Raw genomic sequence first — 21,033 nt, 5'->3', positions numbered from 1 at the left:
TGACCGGTCGTCTTTTAACAAAACAGACCGGTCGGTTTTTAATCAGGCCAAACAAACCGGAACAGAGAGTTTTCCGGTTTACTTGGCTTCGGTGCGACCGTTGGCGGTTAGAGAATGACCGTCAACATATTCAGGAATGCGTGCATTGGCTCCTTACTCTTGGATGCCTTTGAACGCATGATGGCGCCTTCCCAGGCGTTGAAGAGAAACTCGGCTGTTTGGTACGGATCGAGCGGCCGCGTAATAGCCCCCTGCTCTTCGGCCTCCCTGATCACCTCCGCCATAAGCCCCGTCAGTTGCTTGAGCTTGCGGTGTAACAGCTCTCCAATCGCCTCCGATGTATCTGCCATCTCCTGACACATATTGCCGAGGAAACACCCGTGCCGGGTTTCATTGCAACAAGCGTGCTGGCTGCTTTCGAAATAGCTGCGCAGACGCACCAGAGGTGGCAACTGGCGATTGGCCAGAATAGCTTCCGCTGCTTCGTATTCCGCGTTGGCGGTGAACTCCACCGCATCCAACGCAAAGGCTTCCTTGCTTTCGAAGTAGTTGTAGAAAGACCCTTTGGGCACACCGGCCGCGTCCACAATGTCTTTGACGCTGGTGCCGTTATAACCCTTTTGCTTCATCACGCTCAGGCCAGCGAGGAGGATCTCCTCTTTTTTCTGATCGCGTTTGCTCATGTTTAGCCTCTCTACAGCCCTTCCGTCCCGGAGGAAACTTCAGGGGATGGTGGGGATTCTATATGACCGGTCGTCTTACTTTGAAGAATTGTTTGGTTATTAGGCTAGCACTTCAGGTTCTATAGGGGGTATATGGTTGGGCTCGCCATTTGAACGAGGTCCTTGGAGTAGCTGGCTCTGGCACAGTAAGCGGCCCGCTTTCATTTCTTATCTACACTTTATATGCTGCATTCAATTCGGTTTTGCGAACCAAGCTTGGTTTCGAACCAGGGAAAAATCACTCAAAAATAACCCAGCAACGCAGGACAAAATAATGAAAATACGAAAACCAATTGTGATTGCGAACTGGAAGCTCAACGGTGGACTGGATTTGATTTGCGTGTCCGTCGCCTCTTTTATCGGTAAACATTTCAACGCCGATATCGCCATATGCCCTCCTTACATTTATATGCGCGATATGATGACGTTTTTACAATTTTCCGAATTACATATCGGCAGCCAAAATGTCAGCCGCTACCAATCCGGCGCTTACACCGGAGAAACCTCGGCACAAATGTTGAAACAGGCCGGTTGCTCACTGTGTTTGATAGGCCACTCTGAACGCCGCGCAATCTTTGGCGAAACCAACGAAGGCTGCAACATCAAAGTGCGCACAGTATTAACTCACGATTTGCTGCCCGTTCTCTGCGTCGGTGAAAATCAACAAGAGCGCGAAGCCAACGTAACGGAAGACGTGTTGTATAAACAAATTCGCGAAGGCCTGGCGAATATCAATCTCGATGGCAAAGATCTATGCATCGCTTACGAACCCGTATGGGCCATAGGCACAGGACTGGCAGCGACTCCCACAATTGCGCAGGAAGTGCATCAATTTATTCGCGCACAATTGGCGGATATGTTTGGACACGAAATTGCAAACCGATTGCGTATTTTGTACGGCGGCAGTGTCAATAAAATCAATACCCGCGAATTACTGGAGCAAAAAGACGTGGACGGTTTGCTGGTTGGCGGAGCAAGTCTTGATCCCGGCCATTTTCTTGCAATATGTCAGCAGGCTTCTGAGCTCGCCGTTTCCTAACAATATTGATAGGTAGCCATCATGACTTCGTTAAAAAATCTGGTTTCACCCGGTGTCGTGACCGGTGAAGATGTAACAACGCTGTTAAAAGCAGCCAAAGATAATCAATTTGCTTATCCTGCGGTAAACGTGGTCGGCACCAACTCCATAATTGCTGCACTGGAAGCAGCGCGCATCTGCCAATCGCCTATCATTATTCAGATCTCCAATGGCGGAGCGGCCTTTTTTCTCGGCAAAAGTTTGAAGCTGCCTAACGAACAAAGCGCGGTTCGCGGTGCTATAGCTGCTGCGCGCTTTATTCACGAAGTCGCCTCCGCCTATGAAATTCCCGTAATTTTGCACACAGATCACGCAGCGAAAAAATTACTGCCCTGGATTGACGGCTTACTGGACGCCAGCGAACAACATTTCGCAGCAACCGGCAAACCTCTGTTCAGCTCTCATATGCTGGATTTATCGGAAGAAACACTGGAAGAAAACGTCGATATTTCTCAGCAGTATCTGAAGCGCATGGCAAAAATGGATATGACGCTGGAAATCGAACTCGGCTGCACCGGCGGTGAAGAAGACGGCGTGGACAATACCGGCATAGACAACGCGGCGCTTTATACCCAACCACAAGATGTGGCTTACGCTTACGAAAAACTGATCGCCATCAGCCACCGTTTTACCATAGCCGCATCCTTCGGCAATGTGCACGGGGTTTATAAACCGGGCAACGTCAAACTCACGCCGAAAATTCTCGACAATTCACAAAAATATTTAAGCGAAAAACTCAGTGTGCCTGCCAAAACGCTCAATTTTGTTTTCCACGGCGGCTCAGGCTCCACCGAAGCGGAAATTCGCGAAGCGGTGAGTTACGGTGTGGTGAAAATGAATATAGACACAGATACTCAATGGGCCACCTGGCAAGGCATTATGGAGTATTACAAGAAAAACGAAGCCTATCTGCAAAGCCAAATCGGCAACCCGGAAGGCGACGACAAGCCCAATAAAAAATACTACGACCCAAGAGTTTGGCTGCGCAAAGGCGAAGAATCCATGGTTGCGCGCTTAAAAACCGCGTTCGAAAATTTGAATTGTTTGGAGCGCTATACGTGATTTGTGTGTAGTTAATTTGCAGGTCGGAAAAGGCGGCTGTCCTTTTCTGACCTACGAAAACAAATCCATCTGCGCGGAATTTTTCTTCGTTTCCGGCACAACCAAAGGCCGGCGAAATTGCGTGTAATCGAGATCACTAAAACGGTTATGGCCCGGCTTGATTAATTTGCGCAAGGTTTTATTGAAACGCTGGCGAATCAAATCCGCATAAATACCTTCACCGCGCATACGCGATCCGAAGTTGGGATCGTTTTCTTTGCCGCCGCGCAAATCACGAATGCAATTCATCACTTTTTCTGCGCGCAGCGGAAAATGCGTTTCCAACCACTGCTGAAACAGCGGATTCACCTCCCAAGGCAAACGCAAAACCGTATAACCCGCACTGCAAGCTCCCGCCTCTACTGCGGCAGTTAATACAGCTTCCAATTCCGGCTCGGTAATATGCGGAATAACCGGTGCAACGCTGACGGAAACGGGTATTCCGGCTTCGCTCAAACGGCGAATGGTTTGCAAACGGCGTGTCGGTGACGCGGCGCGAGGTTCGAGAATTCGCGACAACTGATGATCCAGCGTCGTCAAGGTAATCGTCACTCCGGTGAGCTGCCGCTGCGCCATATCCTGCAGAATATCCATATCCCGCTCGATCAATGACGATTTGGTAATCAAACCAACTGGATGACGGCACTCGTGCAACACCTCCAAAACCCGGCGTGTTAATTGCAAATGCCGCTCACATGGCTGATACGCATCTGTATTCACCCCGAGCGCTATGGATTCCACCTGATAGTTGGGATGCGCAAGCTCGCGACGCAAAAGCTCCGGCGCGTTAACTTTGGCGTAAATGCGGGTTTCAAAATCCAAACCCGGCGATAAACCGAGATAGCTGTGGGTCGGCCGCGCAAAACAATAGACGCAACCGTGCTCGCAACCGCGATAGGGATTCAGCGATACAGAAAACGGCAAGTCGGGCGATTGATTGCGGGTAAGGATCGTTCGGGCCGTTTCCGGCGTGATAAAGGTCGCTGGCGCCCCCGGCTCTTCCGGCTCCTGCCACCAACCGTCGTCAGTCCGGGCAATAATCTGCTCTTCAAAACGCCCCGGCAGATTCGTCAAGGCGCCCCGGCCTTTAAGGGCTTTAAGCGGAGGCTCAACCCAGAGCTCGGGACTGTCTTCGGGGAAATCGCTCATACAACCAGATACTGTTTGGAAATACAGTATTGTGGTCGGGTTTAATCAGCAAATCAAGCAAGTTAGCTCAATGAAACTTGCTCAAGAGTTCTTAACGATTAAAGGACGGATACTATTCGATATAACCGCTAAAAGCGCAGCACTACATAGCCATTGCGTCTATTCATTGCCAAACAGCTGAATACGCTTGCACATAATATCGACCACGGCGCCCTTGTGCTCGTATTGTTCCAAGAGACTCCAACCTAATTTTTCATACAGCCCAGACGCAGAATTGGTATACAGATATAAAGTGCTGACATTTAATTCTGCGGCTTCCTGCTCACAGCGAGTAACCAATTTGCTGGCAATCCCTTGGCGACGAAACTCCTCCTTGACATAAACAGCAGCCAACCATGGGGTAAGGTCGGGCCTATCCTCCATATCGTGTGGAATGATTGCTGCAAAACCGGCCAATTCATTTTCAACAAGCGCAATAAACACCGAAGGTATCGCCTTTTTCCCTGCAGCACCTGCAATCAATTCCTTTCGTCCGAGCAGTGTCATTTCTGGATTTAAATGCCCCCACTGAGCTTGATGAAGTGTGGCGAGTTCGTCCAAAAACTCCATTCTGTCCGCGAGATAGGAAATTTCTAAGGATTTATATTTCATCTTTTGGTTGCGCAATTTAAATAAGTATTAGCTCAAGAATACAGCATCATTATCGATCTTAGGTCACGGTTTCACACAGTCTCCCATTGGTATCCGCCAAAGTGTTTGCTCACCGCAAAACCTGCAGTACGAGAATTGTAAAGTGTCCGCTATCTTGCGATTTTTGCCCACATCGAAAATGCGCCTGCGTGCTAAACTCCGCCCGCCTTATGCACTACAGGTTAATCAACCGCTGACATTGACAACCGCACAGGCAAGCCACAAGCACAATTTTTCATACAAAAGTGTGGCGAAGCATTTTTATTTTTTCGGGCAATTATTAGGGGAAAACTTATGAAGGCACAGCAAAGTATTAGATTGGTATCGGGGGTGCTGTTGGCGGCGATGCTGACGGCGTGTGGGGGTACGGCGAGCTCCAGTTCGTCGAGCAGCAGCTCATCCAGTTCCAGCTCGTCCAGCAGTTCCAGCAGTTCATCGTCATCCAGCAGCTCTTCTTCAAGCTCATCGTCCAGCAGTTCAGGTTTGGGCAAAATAGTGCCGCGTTTGACCTGTCCGCAGCAGCCACCGGAGCGCCAGCAGGTAACACCTCCGCCTTACACGGAATTGGAAGTGCCAAAAGACGTGTACAAAACCATGCTGACCAAAATGGATACATTTAAGGGCTCGCGCATCGATTTGCCGTGGCATTTCTATACGCCGGAACAAGCTAAACAGAATCCGAATCAGCTGTTCCCGCTGGTGGTATCGCTGCACGGCGGCTACGGACGCGAGGTAGCCGACGGCAATATTCTGGTGGATGGTGCGCCCTTCCTGCTCGGTTCTACTGCCGGTCTGCTCACCGCCGAAAATCGCCAGAAATATCCGGCTTATATTGTGTTGCCACATTGCGTTCAGTCGGCTGACTGTAATTTCTATTCCAATGAATGGTCGTCCAACGGCGGGCCTTTCTTCCAGGTTAATTCACAGCCTTCAAAATACGGTTCGGCTTTGATCGAGCTGATCGAAAACATTATCGAAACCTACCAGGTCGACCCTGCGCGTATTTATGTGACCGGCGTGTCCATGGGTGGTGGCGGCACTTGGGAGTTGGCGCAGCGCCGACCTGATCTGGTCGCAGCGGCTATTCCGATGGCAGGCCATACACCGGCTCTGACCTTCCTCAACAGCATTGCGCAAAACAAGGTACCTGTGTGGGCTTTCAGTTCTTCCATTGATTACACCAACAGCCACCAGGATACGGATCGCGCAGTTGAACATATTCGCGGCCAGGGCGGTTGCGCTTGGGTAACCAAATTCGACAATTTGGAGCACGGTCATTTGTTATGGCAACGCGCATTTTTGGAGCCGGGATTGTGGGATTGGGTATTTGCTCAGCGCCAACCACGCGAAGGCGATACTCAATAATTTAAATTCGCAAGCATGTGCACATGGACGTGCCCTTCCTTAAATGATTTAAAAAAATCAGCCTAGCACAGGAATATTTCCTAACCTCAGCCCCACCAAGCTAAACTCTCTATACCAATTTTCTAATCCGTTAACTTATGTTTCGCTTTTTTCTGTGCCGCATCGTTTTGCCGTTGGCGATTTTTTTATTTTTATCAGCTTGCGCACAAAATGATGTGAAAACACAGCCGGACGTACCGCCGTTAAACCTTCACAACCATATAGAAGCCAGCATCGCAGATCAGCGACTGGTGGTTTTTGGCATTCCCTTGCTCAACCAAGCGGCGCTGCAGGAATTTTATGTAGAACGCAATTTTCAGCCGGCCTGGCATGACGCAAACCAAAGGCTGACGCCGCAGGCACTCGGCTTGATTGACGAAATCAGTCGCATCGGTAGCGAAGGTTTGCTGCCGCAGGATTATCACTACAAGCGCTTAAAAAATTACGCTGATCAACAAGCGACAGCGTCGCCTAATTATGTGGAATACGACCTGCTGATTTCCGATGCAGCGTTCAATCTGACCCGTCATTTGTTGATGGGCAAAGTTGATCCGGAAAGTATTTCCACCGATTGGTCCGCCACGCGCCGCCAGCGCGATCTGGTAGACGTAGTGGAAAGGCTGACCAACGCCAGGAATGTCAATGAACGCCTTCTGGTGTTGCGCCCGCGCCAAGTTCGTTATTTCCGGATGAGACGATTTTTAGAGAATTTCGACCTGGAGAAGGCTCCCAAATGGCAGGCGCTGGCGCGTCACCCTTCCATCAGACCTAATGAATATGATCGCCGCTTGGTAGCGATTCGTGAGCGGCTTGTTTATTGGGGCGATCTCAATATCGCAGAACCGCTTGCGCACCCTGAGTTTTACGATGAAGAACTGGTCGCCGCGATTGAGCAGTTCCAGGCCCGTCACGGTTTGGATACTGACGGGGTGATAGGACCTAAAACCATAGATGCGCTGAATGTAACGCCGGCGGAGCGACGCCAGACCATCATCAACAATATGGAGCGCTGGCGCTGGTTGGCGAAGGACTTTGGCGAAAAATATGTATTGGTGAATATCGCCGGGTTTGAACTCAAGGTGATCGACAGAAACGAGACCGTAATGCGCAAGCCGGTGATCGTCGGTCGCGACTATCGCCGCACCCCGGTCTTCAGCGATCACATCCGCTACATAGTGTTTAACCCAAGCTGGACCGTGCCTTTTAAATTAATCGTGCGCGACAAGTTGCCCGATATCCAGGCGGACCCGGACTATCTAACTCGCATGGGATTTACGGTATACGACCACAATCAAAATCCAGTGGACCCCGCTAGCGTAGACTGGAAGAAATTTAATACCCGCAATTTTCCCTACCAGTTGGTCCAGGGGCCCGGGCCATACAACGCGCTGGGACAAGTGAAATTCATGTTCCCCAATGCACATGACGTTTATTTGCACGACACTCCCTCGCGCGAGCTATTCCGCAAATCGGACCGGGCCTTCAGTTCAGGCTGTGTCCGAGTGGCCGAGCCGTTGGATCTCGCCGCGTGGTTACTTAAGGACAATGGCCTAAGCCGGAGACAAATTGATGAAATCGTTGCCAAAGGAAAGCTGCGTACGGTATTCCTCAAAAATCCGATTCCCGTGCATATCGAATACTGGACCGCCTGGGCCGACAGTCAGGACCAATTAAACTTTCGCAACGATATTTATGAACGTGATCCACCCCTGGCTGCGGCCCTGGCTGCGCCGCTGTACCCAGAGTAAACCTTGCTCGTCCCCAGATCGCACCAGAATGAGTTCTGTTACAAAAATCGCTTGGCTGGCGCTCTGTTTGAGCCTGCTCCCTCTCCCCGCGCTATCCGCTCCTGTTGCTGGTGCCGTGGCGGCCCGCGCGCCCTTTCCGATGGAGGTCAATGGTCGCGCCCTGCACTATGCCATCAACTTCGAGTCCGTTATGCCCGGTGAGGAGGTGACCTTCGCTGCGCCGGGGCATCTGCTGGATCGCCTTGCCATTCAGGTGGACGGCAAATATCTGGTGATGAAGCAGGCCTATTACCGCTGGTTGGCGCCGAAGACGCCGGGTACACACCGGGTGGACGTGTATTTGCGCTCTGCCGCCGCAGCCACGGGCTATCAGACGATTTCGGTATGGCTGTTTGTGATGCGCCCGGCCAAGGAGATCAACAACGGTTTGCTCAACGGCTATCGCATTGGCCAGTACCCAAGCGCACTGAACAACCTGAGCAGTTATCAGGCTCCCAAGGGATTTATCGAAGTAACGGAAGCCAACCAGAATCTGCGGATTTCACCCAATTTCACCCTCGGGCAATTTCTCTGCAAACAAAAAGGCGGCTTTCCCAAATATTTGGTGCTACAGCCGAAACTGCTGAATAAGCTGGAAGAATTTCTGCAGGAAGTGAATGAGCGAGGCATTCACACCCCCAGTTTTGTGGTGATGAGCGGCTACCGCACGCCCTATTACAACCGGGCGATCGGCAACTCGACCAACAACAGTTACCACATCTACGGCGGTGCGGCGGATATTTATATCGACGTCGACAACGACGGCGTTATGGACGATATCAACCACGATGGCAAACAGGATCGCCAAGATGCGGTGCTGCTGTATGAATGGGCCGATTCCTTTGTGCTGCGCCGCAACCGGCCGGATTTGGTGGGCGGGTTGGGCGCCTACAAAAGCACGCCCCACCACGGCCCCTTTATCCATATAGACGTGCGCGGCACTCCGGCCCGCTGGGGGCGCTGGCCGCCTTGATTCAATATGTGTTATCCGCAAATGGATTTTTTATTGCCCGATCTTGCCGCCGTCTTTTTTGCGAATGACAACTGTGGCGGAGCGCGGGCGTCGGCCGAAGGGCCAGGAGCTTACCGCAGAGGGATTTGCCGTCGAAGGCGGGCCGTATTGCTCATTCCAATAAGTGGTGGATTCACCCGGATGTTGGATATTGACGAACAGGGTGCGCTGATCGGGCGTCATGGTGACGCCGGTGATTTCACAGCCGCGCGGCCCGGTTAAAAAGCGGCGCACTTCGCGGGTATCGGGCAAGGCGGCCAACATGGCGTTATTGCCGATATTGTCGAAACCGCGCATTGGCATATTCAGGGAGCCGTTGGACACATCGGTCAGGATCCAGACGATGCCGCTGCCATCCACCATAATGCCGTCGGGAGAACCAAAAACGGTCTGGCCCATAGGCACAGCCGGGTCGTATATAGGGTCCCCCGCCAACAAAAATACTTCCCAGTTAAAGGCCGTGTCGGAGTGTTCGTCCTCGTGGAAACGCACAATATGACCGTAGGGGTTGGACGCTCTGCCGCTATTCACCGCCGCATTGTTGCCTGCGCCGTTGGAAAGCGTGACGTAAAGATCGCCAGTGCGAGCATCCCCCGCCACCCACTCAGGGCGATGCAAACGCGTTGCACCGACCGCATCCGCCGCCATACGCGTGCGAATCAGAACATCTGCCTGATCCTGCCAGCCGTTGGCTGTTGTCAGTGGGCCGACGCCGTGAACCAGCGGCAACCATTCACCAGTGCCCTCGTCGTGAAACCGCGCGACATACAGAGTGCCGTGGTCGAGCGGACTTTCGCCGTTCGCTAGGTGCTCTTTCCAGGGTTTTGCGCTGACAAATCGGTACAGGTACTCGCCGTTTTCATCGTCGCCCATATAAACCGCGACCCGACCTTTGTGCTCCATACAGGTCGCGCCCTCATGTTTGAAACGGCCGAGGGCGGTGCGTTTGACCGGGGTGGATTTGGGCTTGAAGGGATCAATCTCCACCACCCAGCCAAAGCGATTGAGTTCATTGCGGTTCTGGCTCAAATCGAAGCGCGCCTCCGCCCTGTGCCAGTAGTAACCGAAGCCCGAGTAACTCACGCCGTAGCGCGCTTCCAGCGCGGTCGCTGACCAACTGTAGTCATCCGTGCCGAAATAAGCATTCCAATTCTCTTCCCCAGTGAGGTAGGTCCCCCACGGAGTTTTGCCGCAGGAGCAGTTGTTCAGTGTGCCGCGCGGCGAAGGGGTGATGGTGGATTTGAGCAGGGGATGGTCGGCGCGCACCGGCCCGGAGAAAGCCATCGGCGTGTTGCCGGTGATACGGCGATTGTGCGGATCGTGTTTGATGATCTCCCACTTGCCATTACCGCAGTGACGGACGGCAACCACCGTGACCCCGTGGGCAGCGAGGGCCTTGGCGACTTTTTCGCGGCCCGCCGCATCCGGTGTGATGCGCCCGCCCTGTTCGGCGCTGTAAATCATGTTGGCGTCGGTGTATTCGTGATTCATCACCAACAGCCCGCGATTGCTGCACAGCCGCGGCATGGGGAAGAACTGCATGCCGTCGTGATTGAAGCCAACCTGCTTCTCCTGATCGGCGGCGCTGTTGGAGGCATCTTCGGCAAAACGCGGCGCGCCCGGGAATATGGGGGTGCCCCAGGGAGCCAATACTTGCGCTGTGTAGCCTTCCGGAACCACCAGGGTGTCATCACTGGAGGCAGGCACTTCTTTAAAACCCAATCGGACTCGTGACCCTGATTGAGCCGAGGTTTCCAGCGGCATAAGGGAACCGCCGAGAAACCCACCTGCGGCAAGTGCCAAGCTGCCGCTCAACACTTGCCGCCGACTGATGCGCTTGGCGATCAGCGTTTCAATATGCGGATTGGCTGAAGGATTGGAACCAATACCGTCAGTGTCGTGCAGCTCGATCGACTCAACGTGTTCTGGGCGTGAACTCATATTGCGCTTCCTGAATATTGGACTGTCCGGCAGGGTGCTCCGTCCATATGACGGCGACCCGTCAGTTATTCCCCCGCCAACTCGACGATATCGCTGTAGGCGTATGGCCCCAAACGACGAGCGAAAAACTCCAGCGCGGGCTGCATGACCTCGGCGAGATTCCAAGGCGGGTTGATCACGATCATGCCGGTGCCAGTCATACCCGCTTCACGATGATCCCGCGTCACCCCCAATTCGAGCTGCACAATGCGTTTGATGCCGCTGCTGCGCATGCGGCGCAGCAAAAAGGCTGTGCGTTCCGGGTCGGCAATGGGATACCAGATAGCGTACACACCCGTGGCAAATTTGCGGTGCAACTGCTTCACATGCTCGACGACCTTGCCGTATTCCTCTTTCAACTCGTAAGACGGATCGATCAACACCAAGCCGCGCCGTTCCGGCGGGGGGACCAACGCCAGACTCTTCTGCCAACCGTCTTCGGCGTAACACTGCACATTTTTGCTGGCACCAAAGGTTTGCTCCAGCTGCGCCCGGTCCGCCGGATGCAGCTCACACAGCACCAGCCTGTCCTGCGGGCGCAGCAAATGCTGGGCGAACCAGGGAGAGCCGGGATAGGCCGTCAGATGCTCGCCGCACGCGGCTTTTACGCACTCGCGATAGTCATCCAGCGCCTGCGGTAGGGAACGCTCCTGCCATAACAATTCGATGCCGCGGTGATATTCAGCGGTCTTATTGGCTTCTTCTGTGGTCAGATCGTAAAAACCAGCTCCGGCGTGGGTATCGAAATAGCAGATGGGCTTATCCTTCTGCAGCATATAGCGAAGGATCTGTACCAAAACGGTGTGTTTGAGTACGTCGGCGTAATTGCCTGCATGGAAAGCGTGGCGGTAACTCAGCATAGCGGGGCCTGTTGGCAAGTTGGTGCCTCATCGGGCCGGGCAGTATTCAGAAAAGTCCCCGATCCGGCAAGAGCTGCTCATTTAGCACCGCCGCCAACCGGCCTAAGCCATCGGGCAAAGTGAACCCTTACAGCGAGACCGCGCGCGCCAGCGGAGTAAAAAAATCCCGCTTCTACAGGCGGTTTTACGAAAGTCAGATTTGCGACGAAGTAGGCGCCATTTTCATGCAAAGCCCGCCCTTTCCACACTTTCTGACGCGCTTGATTGAAATGTGACCCGCTTTTGGGATAATGACCCACGCCCATAATAAAAGAGAAAGAGACAGGCTATGAGTTTACAACGCTCCCTGCTCCACGCTTTTTGCCTTTTGGTCTGCTGCGCAACCCAACCGACCCTCGCTGCGGCCGCCAGCGCCGTTGCACCGGATGCCCTTGCACGTCTCGAAGCCCGCCTTCAGACGCATAGCGATGCGGTTCAGAAACTTCAGCAGGAATTTGAATTCACCCAATACAAGCGCCAGTCCAGTGAGGAAAAGCTCAAGCAGCTTCAAGACGAAAAAAGAACCCGGGAAGTTCAGCTGGCGCGTATGAAAGAATCGCTCGGCGATTCTCCCACCGCCGAACAAAAAGAAGCCCTCGACAATGAAGCTCAGCGCATTGCGCTTGCGGATCTGGCGATCAAATCCAGTATCGCCGCTATAGGCCGCCTCGAACGCAAAGAACAGGAACTGCAACAAGCACTGGCCGAAGCCACAAAAAATATCGCCCAGACGCAAAAGGAAATTTCCGCAGCCATAGCGCGCGCCGACGCGGAAAGACAAGCGCGCGACCGCGCTATGCAACGACAGCTGGCAGCGCTGCAGCAAGAAAATGAGCGTCTGCGCCTGGCGATGGAAGAGGAAGCCCGCCGCGCTGAAGAGGCTGCACGCCAAGCTGAGGAAGCGCGCCGAGAAGCCGCCCGCCGGGCAGAAGAACAGGCTCTTGCCATGGCGGCTCAGCTCGCAGCTGAACAGCAAGCTGCTGTTTCCACACAAACCGAACTTGCCACCACAGCTGCACCTGCGTCCGCCGCTGCTGAAGCTACGCCACCTGTTGCTGCAGCACTAACCAACACGGCACCGGCTGCGCCTGCAACCGTGGCAAAAGCTCGCGTCAAATCGGGCCGCACTCCAGTAGTGGACGACGCTCCGGATCTCAGCCAAGTGGTTTTGGAAGGCGAACCACCAATCTATCGGGACGAGGACACTATCAAGGTCACTATTCGCAGCCGCTCCATAGACACACCAGTCACTATGGTGCCAATCGCGCCGAATCTGTATCGCGCGGAAGTTTCCGTCGACCCTGGCCGCGCTTTCTTTGACGTGCGCAATCGTCGCTATCGCGGTTATTTCCCAGAAAAGGCAGACAATTCACCCTACGTGTTTTATTACGACATGAGTGGAGAGCGTCCCAAAATGCTGGTTCTCACCAAATCCAATGACGAGCAGATGATCTCCAACGTCAAAGATCCTTTCTGATTTCTCCCTGCAGGCAAGGATGCCTGACAACTTCCATGACGCTGAAACAAATCCAATTCGGTTCCCGCGAATACCACGACTGTCTGACTCTGCGCAGCCATGTATTGCGCGAACCTCTCGGCCTTGTGCTTTCGCCGGAAGATCTCGCCGGCGAGGACCAGCAATATCACTTCGCCGCTTTTGCTGACGGCGCTCTTATCGGCTGCGTTATATGCAAACCTATCGCACCCGACAGGATAAAACTGCGGCAAATGGCGGTGACGGAACAGATGCGCGGACAGGGTATCGGCCGCGCCCTGGTACTGTTTGCCGAGCAAACCGTTGCGGCTTTGGGATTTCACTCTATCGAATTATCCGCGCGCCTCCCGGCAGCAGGCTTTTACCAGGCTCTTGGGTATCAAGCCAAAGGTTCTGCCTTTCTGGAATTGGGCGTACCTCATATCAAAATGCAAAAACAAATTTCCGGCGAATAGCGCTTTCACGAAGATTACTCACCGCAATAAGAAGACTGCCTGCACGAAGCTAACCGCCCTACTTTCGGGCAGTTCGCTCAAGCTTTGCTAGACTTCCGGAGAGACCCTTTTTGTCCGAGCGGCTATCCGCCCCAAGGGACTGTGACCGGAGTTATAAGAATCAGTGAAAGTCTCCATTTCCTTTCTATTACTGGCTGTGTCGATATGGATTGCCGCAACAGTTGTGGCCAGTTTTTCCGAACGTTCGTTTCAGTTGATCGATGATGGCGGAGTACGCTCGCTGTATAGCGACAGAGGTGCGGGTACCGCATTGAACTGGATTGATCAGAAACGTCAGGGCTTCAGCTGCCTGTTTCTGCAAAGTAGCGGCGTGCGCTTTTGCGGAATGAATATCCAAATGGGGGATGGCGCACGCAATGGCAAAGATTTTAGGGCTTACACCAAATTGCGGCTGACGGTGGAATACAAAGGCTCGGCGGAAAAATTCCGGGTTTCCTACCGCAACGTTATCAACGACCCCAGCATTCCCGATACCAAATTTCACCAAGTGGAAGTGCCCATTCGCAAAGGCGCTTATATCTACGAAATCCCCTTGAGTAAATTTGAAGTCGCGCCCTGGTGGATTGAAATGCGGCAAATCAAAGATCCCGAAATGCGCCTGCCGACTCGGGACAATGTTGTGCATTTTGGGTTCGATATCGAAACCCCTCTGCCCGTCGGCCAGCATTATTTCGACGTGCTGGAATATTCCGCCGTTGCACCGTTTTTCACTGAGGATAATCTGAGCTGGTGGATAGGTGGGTCTATTGCCTATTTCATCATCGTTGGACTTTTCTACAACTTCTTACGTTTGCGCTCGCAGCTGAAGCAGCGCCACGAGGAAATGTTCGGCTTGTTGAAAAAGCTCGAAGAAGTGGACTCCGAATCCGCGCACTTCAAAAAATTGTCGATGTACGATCCGCTCACTGGACTGCTCAACCGCCGCGCTGCCCTGGACGTGGTCAGCGAATTTGCACTGCGCAATTCGCTGGCAGGAACTGCATTAGTCGTCATGGATATCGACCATTTCAAACAGGTTAACGATACCTATGGCCACGAAGTGGGTGACGAAGTACTCAAAAGCGTCGCCACTTTAGTACAACAGATCGTGCGTGAGGGTGATGCCGCTGTGCGCTGGGGCGGCGAAGAAATTGTCGTAATCTGTCCCAAAACCAATGCCGACGGAGCCTACCGCGTTGCCGAAAAGTTGCGTACGCAAATTAAACAATTGCGCTTCAGCAATCCGGAGCTGGTCATCACCGCGAGCTTTGGTGTCGCGAATATTCGTCAAGGTGAAAGTTTTAGTCAGGCGCTGGGACGTGCGGACGAAGCCTTATACGATGCGAAGAAAAGCGGCCGCGATCAGATTTGCGGTCACAAATCGTAAACGCGTTTTTCCTGATTTTTCATATTTGTCGGAAGGCGGCTTTGCCTATTCTTTACGCAAATATCTTAAACAAACACATTCCCTATGTTTGTATGGTGAAAAGACTTAAATGAATGGAAAGCGATGAGCGGAATTTGCGAGAGAAATATTGAAGCGCAGATCGGCGACCAGCCTCTTCCGATTTGCGCACTATCAAAACAATTACTCAGGCACTTCTTCGACCGTGAATGTATCGACAAAATAGCTGACCGTTGGATTTAAAGCTTCCAAATAAACCGCTACGTGATCCGCTTCGCTGATCGAGCTCGATTTGAAAGTACCTGATATTTCGCTCCAACCCGTACTAGTCGCGATGCCAGTACCGAGGGGTGCGAATGTGGTTTGCCCGCCGGTTGTGCGCTTCATGGTCAGCTGCATATGAACAGGCGGGCCCTCAACCAAACGCGCGTAAATGCTGAAGCGATACTGTTTGTTATTCTCCAAGCCCAGCACCGGCATCATGGGCGCATTCCACTCCTGGGTGCGCCCCGCGATCAACAAACTGGCAGAACCAGTATGCGCAAAAGCGGTACTGCGGCTGATAAATCCACCTTGGTGAGTCCAGGGCTCTATCCCCTCTTCTACGCTACCGTTGGCAATAAAGTTTTTGCCTTTCCGCTTGGCGGCAAAGGCCGCCTCTTGCAGTTCAGCGGACAGTTCGGCATAGGTCACCAAAAAATCATCGACTAAATATCTGACATCTGCCTCGGCAACGTCGAGCGATAACACATTAACGCTGGTGGCTGAATAGGTAGGGCCAAAAAATTCACCTTCCACCTTTTGCCATACACGCGGCTGTGCGGTAATTTCCGCCAGCACCATGGTGTTGAGAACCCCCGCCACGACTCGTGTCCACACCAATTTGACCTGCGCAGGTTGATCCGTATCGATTGGCCGAACCCATACGGATGCACTGTAGGCTCGGCCTTCATCCAAGTGTGGCAAGGTCAGAAGTGGCCCCTGCCAGGAGACAGTGCGATGTTCCACTATCAAGCTACCTGGCTTCAGGTGCCCCTGATCACGCAGATGACCAAGATGCTCACCACGGTATAAAAGACTGCTGGCGGGCGACACATAAAAAGGCCCGTCGTCAAAACCCAATTGAATGGGATTCTTTCGCACATCCACCGGTTGTGAATAAGGCATTGAACTGGTGAGGGATGTGGTCGGAATCGCTTCGATAAAAACTTCCGACCGCACTGCTCCACCACCTGGCAAACAGGCTGTCAGCCCGAAAGTGGACGCCGCGACCGTCAGGAGTTTACCGATTCGACGCGGCACAGACCTGCAATGCGATGACGTGATTTTATTCATTGATTTTATTCATTGATTCGATCCAACGTACAACCAGTGAAACCTCGGTTCCAATTCCTCTCGCTTAAGCTTAGACCAACCCGGGATTTGCCACACGGCAGGATAGTTCCTCTGCTCACGCATCACCTGAGCGAGGTATTTGCTGCCCTTTGGCAGATTTTTCCTCTTTGACAGCTTTCATTTCTTTGACGGTGTCGTTCGCGCTCGCGGCCTTTCCGGCGCGCTGCCGACAAAATTCCTCGAACTCCGCTGCTGGCAAAGGTTTGGCGAAGTAGTAGCCCTGAATCAAATCACAGCTGAGTTCACGCAGGAACTGTAACTGTGACTCCTCTTCTACACCTTCAGCCACTACGCTCAAATCCAAACTGCGTGCCATAGCGACTATGGTGCGCACTATGGCAGCGCTATCGCTGTCCGCTGGAGTGTCAACAATAAAAGAACGATCGATTTTAAGTTCGTCGATGGGAAAGGTTTTTAAATAAGCGAGTGATGAATATCCTGTGCCAAAGTCATCAATCGACAGGTGTACCCCGGTAGATTTGATTTTAAATAGCAAATCCCCGACGCGGTTGGTATCTCCCATCAATACGCCCTCGGTAATTTCCAGAATTAATAATTCCGGATCCATACCGGTCTCGCTCAGCACTTTTTGCACGATTACAGGAAATTTATTGTCGCGAAATTGTTGCGCTGACACATTGACGGACATAGTCAGCCTGAGTCCCTGCTGACTCCAAATCACGTTCTGCTCACACGCTTTGCGCAATACCCATTCACCGATTTGGGTGATTATCCCAGTTTCTTCTGCGATAGGAATAAATTCATTGGGCGGAATAAAACCGAAGTCCGGACTATACCAGCGCACCAGAGCCTCTGCACCTTTGACCGCGCCGGTAAACGGACAAACCTTCGGTTGAAAATGCAGAGTCAATTCCTGACGCTCCAATACCCGGCGCAGACTGTGCTCCAGGTTCATGCGCTGTTGTGCCGCAGCGTTGATTTCGGCGGAATAAAATTGATAACAATCGCGGCCTTTTTCTTTGGCGTAAGCGGTTGCGGCGCCCGCGTGACGCATCAAGGTATCGGTGGTATCGGCGTCTTTTGGATACATGGCGATGCCGATACTCGCGGTAATATAAATTTCCCGCTGTTTGATATTAAAAGGCTCGCGCAGACATTGGCGCAGGCGCTCTGTGATCGCCACAATTTGGCTGCTGCTTTTTAAATCGGTGAGCAGAATTGAAAATTCATCGCCAGACAGGCGCGCTATATTGCGCCAAGGATCGTGATTGGCGCGCGATACGGTATCTGTATCACGCAAACTTTTCAGCAACCGGCGCGAGACTTCCACCAACAATTCATCGCCAGCCTGGGTGCCCAATAATTCGTTGACTTGTTGAAAACGATCTATGGCCACATTGAGTACGGCCACTTCACCACCGTCGCGGGCAGCGGCTTTAATCGCCCAATCCAAACGGTCGAGCAATAACTTGCGGTTGGGCAGTTGTGTCAGAGTATCGTAGAAAGCCAATTGATCCTGATAGGCTTTGACGGTAAGGGTATTTTTAATGCGCAATACCAATTCGCTGCGATCGACAGGTTTGGCGAGAAAATCCGTTGCGCCGAGTTCCAAGGCTTTGAGCTTGGTGTTGGAGTCGTTGGACGAGGTGAGCACAATAACGGATAAAAATCGCGTATCCGGATTACTGCGCAAAGCGCGCAGAATTTCAAATCCGTCCATTTCCGGCATATTGAGATCGAGCAACACCACATCGGGACGCTGCTCCCAAATGGCTTCCACCGCAAGGCGCGAGTCTTCAATTTTGCTAAAAAATCTATAACCGTGCTCTTCCAGGCAGGTTTGCAGCACTTCCATTACCAATGGCTCGTCGTCGATCATCATGATCAGCGCATCGCAAAATGGTATGTCTTTAACGGGATTGTCAGTCATTGGACTTTACCCTTCCTGAAGCTGATGACGAATCGTCTTCCGGCTGCAGCAGCGAGCGATCGATTCGTTGAAAAAGTTGTTCAATATCGGCCACAGCCTGATGAATTTTTTCATCATCCCGCTGTTGCGCGGCGGTCTCCAGCCGGATGAACGGTTCGGTAAACGCATAAAATCCGACTGTTCCGGCAGAACCTTTTATTTTGTGGGCGAGCACAGCCAGATCCGCGTAGCGGCCTGCCCTGTGCAAGTCGTGAATTTCCTGAATTTGCAGTTCTAATTTCTGCACGAATTTGCTGACAATCGGGCGATATTTTTCGTTGTTTTGCAGAATCGAAATAACCGGCGCTTTGTCGTCGTGGTGCTTGCTCGCGGATTTTGTCTGGCTCACTCTCTCATGCAACACGGGAATTGCGCGCGCGGTGCGTTCCACGCGTTTACCGCCGATATATCCGGCCACTTTTTCCAGCAAATTGTCGATCTTGATCGGCTTGCCGAGATAACCGTCGAAGCCGGCATCCAGACATTTTTGTTCGATGCCTTTCATGGCGTGCGCGGTTAGCGCCACCACCGGCGTTTTGATATTCAATTCGCGCATTTTGCCCACGGCGGTGTAGCCGTCCATTTCTGGCATTTGCACGTCCATCAAAATCAGTTGATATTGATTGTCGCGCACCAGTTGCAACGCCTGCACACCGTTGCTGGCCGCGGTCACGGTGACACCTTGATGGCTCAATACCAGGCGAATCAGCTCGCGATTTTCTTCGCTGTCGTCCACCACCAGCACATGCACGTTCGGCATTTGCCAGTCGCTTTGCTCCTGCACCTGCTCGCTGTGCGATGTCAGAATGCGCTCCGGTGTCAGCATGGCAACGCCACTGCAATCGCCGGGATCGAGCGACAAAATAAACCGCGAGCCTTTGCCAACTTCACTCGTCACATCTATATCGCCGCCCAGTGCCATGGCGAATTTTTTACTGATGGTAAGACCGAGACCAGTACCACCAAAACGACGTGTGATGGAGCTGTCCGCCTGGACGAAGGGATCGAATATTTTTTGCTGCTGCTCTTCTGTCATACCGATTCCGGTATCGATCACTTCGACAAATACAGAGGAATTTTTTTCGTAGCGACTGACGATGGTGACACTGCCCTGCGGCGTAAATTTAATGGCGTTGCCGACCAGGTTGGTGATGATCTGCCGCACTCTGCCTGCGTCGGTTTGAATCAGCGCGGGCAAATCGGTGGCTGGCTTGTAAATTAATTCGATGCCTTTTTTCTGCGCGGAAATTCCCAACACTTCCACCACATCCAAAATAATGTGGTGCAGGGCGCACGCGCGCCGCTCCACATCAATCTGGCCGGCTTCGACTTTGGATAAATCGAGAATATCGTTGATTAATTCCAGCAGGTGACGACTGTTTTTGGCGATGGTATCCAAGTAGCGGCGATAGTGTTCGCCGTCGCCGTAACCGCGCTGCAGCACTTCCGTAAAACCCATAATGGCGTTCATGGGCGTGCGGATTTCGTGGCTCATATTGGCGAGGAAAATACTTTTCGACTGGTTGGCGATTTCCGCTTCTTCTTTGGATTTACGCAGCTCGATTTCTTTTTCCTCGAGTTCCGTTACATCGTCGAAACTCACCAGCACACCACCTGCTTTACCGCTGTTGGCCAGTACCGGCGAGCAGTTCACCATAAAAGTGCGCGTGTCATAGTTGTCCAGCAATAAGCGAATGCGCTGACCGGTTACCGGTTTGCCGCTATTTATCGCGCAGGCCCAGGCGGATTGTTTGATATCGAAAGGCGAATCGTCGGTATTCGACCAATGAAATTTGCGGCAGTTGACGCCGACCAGATCCGCAGCATTACTCCCCAAAAAGCGCGCGAATGCCTGATTGGCGAGCACAATATTTTGTTTGGCATCCAGCACCAATAAACCTTCCGCCATGGTATCGAGCGCCGATCTCACCCGGTCGGGAATCGCCTGCGACGGGTCGAGCAATTTCAACATGCGCCCAAGGTAGAAAAAGAAAAAGACAAAACTGATAAGGCTGACAAACGCGATATAACGCACCATCGGCTGCTGCCAGAAGCCGACAATGCCGCGAGCAAAAGCCGGCTTGAAATAGAGTTCCACTGTGCCCCATTTCTCTGGCCCGGCCCAAATGGGAACGGCGACCTGATCCGGCTGCGCATAGGCCTGCGCCTCTTGATCGTCCGTGCGCATCACCTTGGCGACTTCGTCACCGGATTGGCGCTTGATCAAGGCGTAGAGGATTTCCGGGTTGCGCTTGACCACTTGATGCAGCACCGCCTCCATGCGGGTGAGGTCTGCGTGAGTGATCAACAAGGTGCTATTAGCCGCCACCGCTTCCGCCACCTGGGCGCGCGCTTGCAGTTGCAGCTGGTGGTGATCCGGCACCAAGCCAATAAAGCCGCCGATCAGCATCAGGGTTACGGTAATACTGGTCAGGCCAACTGCAAGCCGGTATTGGGTGCTCTTTTGTTTGACCCGGGTAAAAATCGACATA

The 21,033-nt window shown here is 52.7% G+C and carries 16 protein-coding genes; 8 read left to right on the top strand and 8 right to left on the bottom strand.

Going from position 1 to position 21,033, the window contains the following annotated elements:
* Positions 1-107: 107 nt before the first annotated feature.
* Positions 108-683 carry a TetR/AcrR family transcriptional regulator gene (locus DWB84_RS13570; RefSeq protein WP_187410352.1) on the bottom strand — a complete coding sequence of 192 codons (576 nt, stop codon included), beginning with the start codon at positions 681-683 and terminating at the stop codon, positions 108-110.
* Between the two features lie 313 nt (positions 684-996).
* On the opposite strand from DWB84_RS13570, the gene tpiA reads away from it, so the two are divergent.
* Both tpiA and fbaA read left to right on the top strand, forming a co-directional pair.
* Positions 997-1,761, top strand: a complete 765-nt coding sequence (tpiA, locus tag DWB84_RS13565; protein ID WP_187410351.1) for a triose-phosphate isomerase — start codon at positions 997-999, stop codon at positions 1,759-1,761.
* A 21-nt stretch (positions 1,762-1,782) separates the two neighbouring features.
* Positions 1,783-2,862 (top strand): class II fructose-bisphosphate aldolase, encoded by a 1,080-nt coding sequence (gene fbaA / locus DWB84_RS13560; protein WP_187410350.1) that lies wholly within the window; start codon positions 1,783-1,785, stop codon positions 2,860-2,862.
* A gap of 51 nt (positions 2,863-2,913) precedes the next feature.
* Here fbaA and DWB84_RS13555 read toward each other — a convergent pair whose 3' ends face one another.
* Together DWB84_RS13555 and DWB84_RS13550 are read right to left on the bottom strand one after the other, a co-directional pair.
* On the bottom strand, positions 2,914-4,050 hold the full coding sequence (locus tag DWB84_RS13555) for a PA0069 family radical SAM protein (protein ID WP_187410349.1): 1,137 nt from the start codon (positions 4,048-4,050) through the stop codon (positions 2,914-2,916).
* A gap of 159 nt (positions 4,051-4,209) precedes the next feature.
* On the bottom strand, positions 4,210-4,701 hold the full coding sequence (locus tag DWB84_RS13550; RefSeq protein WP_187410348.1) for a GNAT family N-acetyltransferase: 492 nt from the start codon (positions 4,699-4,701) through the stop codon (positions 4,210-4,212).
* 333 nt (positions 4,702-5,034) lie between these two features.
* Here DWB84_RS13550 and DWB84_RS13545 point away from each other — a divergent pair, with 333 nt between their 5' ends.
* From DWB84_RS13545 to DWB84_RS13535, 3 genes are all read left to right on the top strand, one after another.
* Positions 5,035-6,105, top strand: a complete 1,071-nt coding sequence (locus DWB84_RS13545) for a dienelactone hydrolase family protein (protein WP_187410347.1) — start codon at positions 5,035-5,037, stop codon at positions 6,103-6,105.
* 215 nt (positions 6,106-6,320) lie between these two features.
* Positions 6,321-7,892: a L,D-transpeptidase family protein gene (locus DWB84_RS13540; RefSeq protein ID WP_187410346.1), complete on the top strand. Its 1,572-nt coding sequence runs from the start codon at positions 6,321-6,323 to the stop codon at positions 7,890-7,892.
* A gap of 28 nt (positions 7,893-7,920) precedes the next feature.
* The gene (locus tag DWB84_RS13535; protein WP_187410345.1) at positions 7,921-8,904 is read left to right on the top strand and encodes a D-Ala-D-Ala carboxypeptidase family metallohydrolase; all 984 of its coding nucleotides are present in this window, start codon (positions 7,921-7,923) and stop codon (positions 8,902-8,904) included.
* A gap of 30 nt (positions 8,905-8,934) precedes the next feature.
* On the opposite strand, the gene DWB84_RS13530 is transcribed toward DWB84_RS13535, so the two are convergent.
* Both DWB84_RS13530 and DWB84_RS13525 read right to left on the bottom strand, forming a co-directional pair.
* Positions 8,935-10,884 carry a PhoX family phosphatase gene (locus DWB84_RS13530; protein ID WP_187410344.1) on the bottom strand — a complete coding sequence of 650 codons (1,950 nt, stop codon included), beginning with the start codon at positions 10,882-10,884 and terminating at the stop codon, positions 8,935-8,937.
* A gap of 65 nt (positions 10,885-10,949) precedes the next feature.
* Entirely contained in the window at positions 10,950-11,783 is an 834-nt protein-coding gene (locus DWB84_RS13525; RefSeq protein WP_187410343.1) for a 23S rRNA (adenine(2030)-N(6))-methyltransferase RlmJ, read from the bottom strand.
* A gap of 328 nt (positions 11,784-12,111) precedes the next feature.
* Here DWB84_RS13525 and DWB84_RS13520 point away from each other — a divergent pair, with 328 nt between their 5' ends.
* From DWB84_RS13520 to DWB84_RS19405, 3 genes are all read left to right on the top strand, one after another.
* Entirely contained in the window at positions 12,112-13,299 is a 1,188-nt protein-coding gene (locus tag DWB84_RS13520) for a hypothetical protein (protein ID WP_187410342.1), read from the top strand.
* Between the two features lie 35 nt (positions 13,300-13,334).
* Positions 13,335-13,772, top strand: coding sequence for a GNAT family N-acetyltransferase (locus DWB84_RS13515; RefSeq protein ID WP_187410341.1), 438 nt, complete (start codon positions 13,335-13,337; stop codon positions 13,770-13,772).
* 163 nt (positions 13,773-13,935) lie between these two features.
* Entirely contained in the window at positions 13,936-15,198 is a 1,263-nt protein-coding gene (locus DWB84_RS19405; protein WP_187410340.1) for a GGDEF domain-containing protein, read from the top strand.
* Positions 15,199-15,399: 201 nt separating this feature from the next.
* Here the strand turns inward: DWB84_RS19405 and DWB84_RS13505 are convergent, their stop codons facing one another.
* The 3 genes from DWB84_RS13505 to DWB84_RS13495 all read right to left on the bottom strand — a co-directional run bounded on the left by DWB84_RS13505 (position 15,400) and on the right by DWB84_RS13495 (position 21,032).
* Positions 15,400-16,551 (bottom strand): carbohydrate binding domain-containing protein, encoded by a 1,152-nt coding sequence (locus DWB84_RS13505; protein WP_187410339.1) that lies wholly within the window; start codon positions 16,549-16,551, stop codon positions 15,400-15,402.
* 115 nt (positions 16,552-16,666) lie between these two features.
* Positions 16,667-18,502 carry an EAL domain-containing protein gene (locus DWB84_RS13500; protein WP_187410338.1) on the bottom strand — a complete coding sequence of 612 codons (1,836 nt, stop codon included), beginning with the start codon at positions 18,500-18,502 and terminating at the stop codon, positions 16,667-16,669.
* Positions 18,495-21,032 (bottom strand): response regulator, encoded by a 2,538-nt coding sequence (locus DWB84_RS13495; protein ID WP_187410337.1) that lies wholly within the window; start codon positions 21,030-21,032, stop codon positions 18,495-18,497. Before DWB84_RS13495 ends, DWB84_RS13500 begins: the two co-directional genes overlap by 8 nt.
* Position 21,033: the final 1 nt, after the last annotated feature.

Origin of the sequence: Saccharophagus sp. K07 (genome assembly GCF_014336955.1) — a bacterium.
Taxonomy (GTDB): Bacteria; Pseudomonadota; Gammaproteobacteria; order Pseudomonadales; family Cellvibrionaceae; genus UBA5868.
Note: the sequence above shows the minus strand (reverse complement) of the source record. Positions and strands in the feature narration are given on the sequence as shown.

Excerpts from the sequence above, each read along its gene's own strand:
- DWB84_RS13570 (WP_187410352.1), bottom strand. The coding sequence starts at position 683 with ATGAGCAAACGCGATCAGAAAAAAGAGGAGATCCTCCTCGCTGGCCTG.
- fbaA (WP_187410350.1), top strand. The coding sequence starts at position 1,783 with ATGACTTCGTTAAAAAATCTGGTTTCACCCGGTGTCGTGACCGGTGAA.
- DWB84_RS13555 (WP_187410349.1), bottom strand. The coding sequence starts at position 4,050 with ATGAGCGATTTCCCCGAAGACAGTCCCGAGCTCTGGGTTGAGCCTCCG.
- DWB84_RS13545 (WP_187410347.1), top strand. The coding sequence starts at position 5,035 with ATGAAGGCACAGCAAAGTATTAGATTGGTATCGGGGGTGCTGTTGGCG.
- DWB84_RS13495 (WP_187410337.1), bottom strand. The coding sequence starts at position 21,032 with ATGTCGATTTTTACCCGGGTCAAACAAAAGAGCACCCAATACCGGCTT.
- DWB84_RS13520 (WP_187410342.1), top strand. The coding sequence starts at position 12,112 with ATGAGTTTACAACGCTCCCTGCTCCACGCTTTTTGCCTTTTGGTCTGC.
- DWB84_RS13530 (WP_187410344.1), bottom strand. The coding sequence starts at position 10,884 with ATGAGTTCACGCCCAGAACACGTTGAGTCGATCGAGCTGCACGACACT.
- DWB84_RS13505 (WP_187410339.1), bottom strand. The coding sequence starts at position 16,551 with ATGAATAAAATCACGTCATCGCATTGCAGGTCTGTGCCGCGTCGAATC.
- tpiA (WP_187410351.1), top strand. The coding sequence starts at position 997 with ATGAAAATACGAAAACCAATTGTGATTGCGAACTGGAAGCTCAACGGT.
- DWB84_RS13525 (WP_187410343.1), bottom strand. The coding sequence starts at position 11,783 with ATGCTGAGTTACCGCCACGCTTTCCATGCAGGCAATTACGCCGACGTA.
- DWB84_RS13535 (WP_187410345.1), top strand. The coding sequence starts at position 7,921 with ATGAGTTCTGTTACAAAAATCGCTTGGCTGGCGCTCTGTTTGAGCCTG.
- DWB84_RS13500 (WP_187410338.1), bottom strand. The coding sequence starts at position 18,502 with ATGACTGACAATCCCGTTAAAGACATACCATTTTGCGATGCGCTGATC.
- DWB84_RS13515 (WP_187410341.1), top strand. The coding sequence starts at position 13,335 with ATGACGCTGAAACAAATCCAATTCGGTTCCCGCGAATACCACGACTGT.
- DWB84_RS13550 (WP_187410348.1), bottom strand. The coding sequence starts at position 4,701 with ATGAAATATAAATCCTTAGAAATTTCCTATCTCGCGGACAGAATGGAG.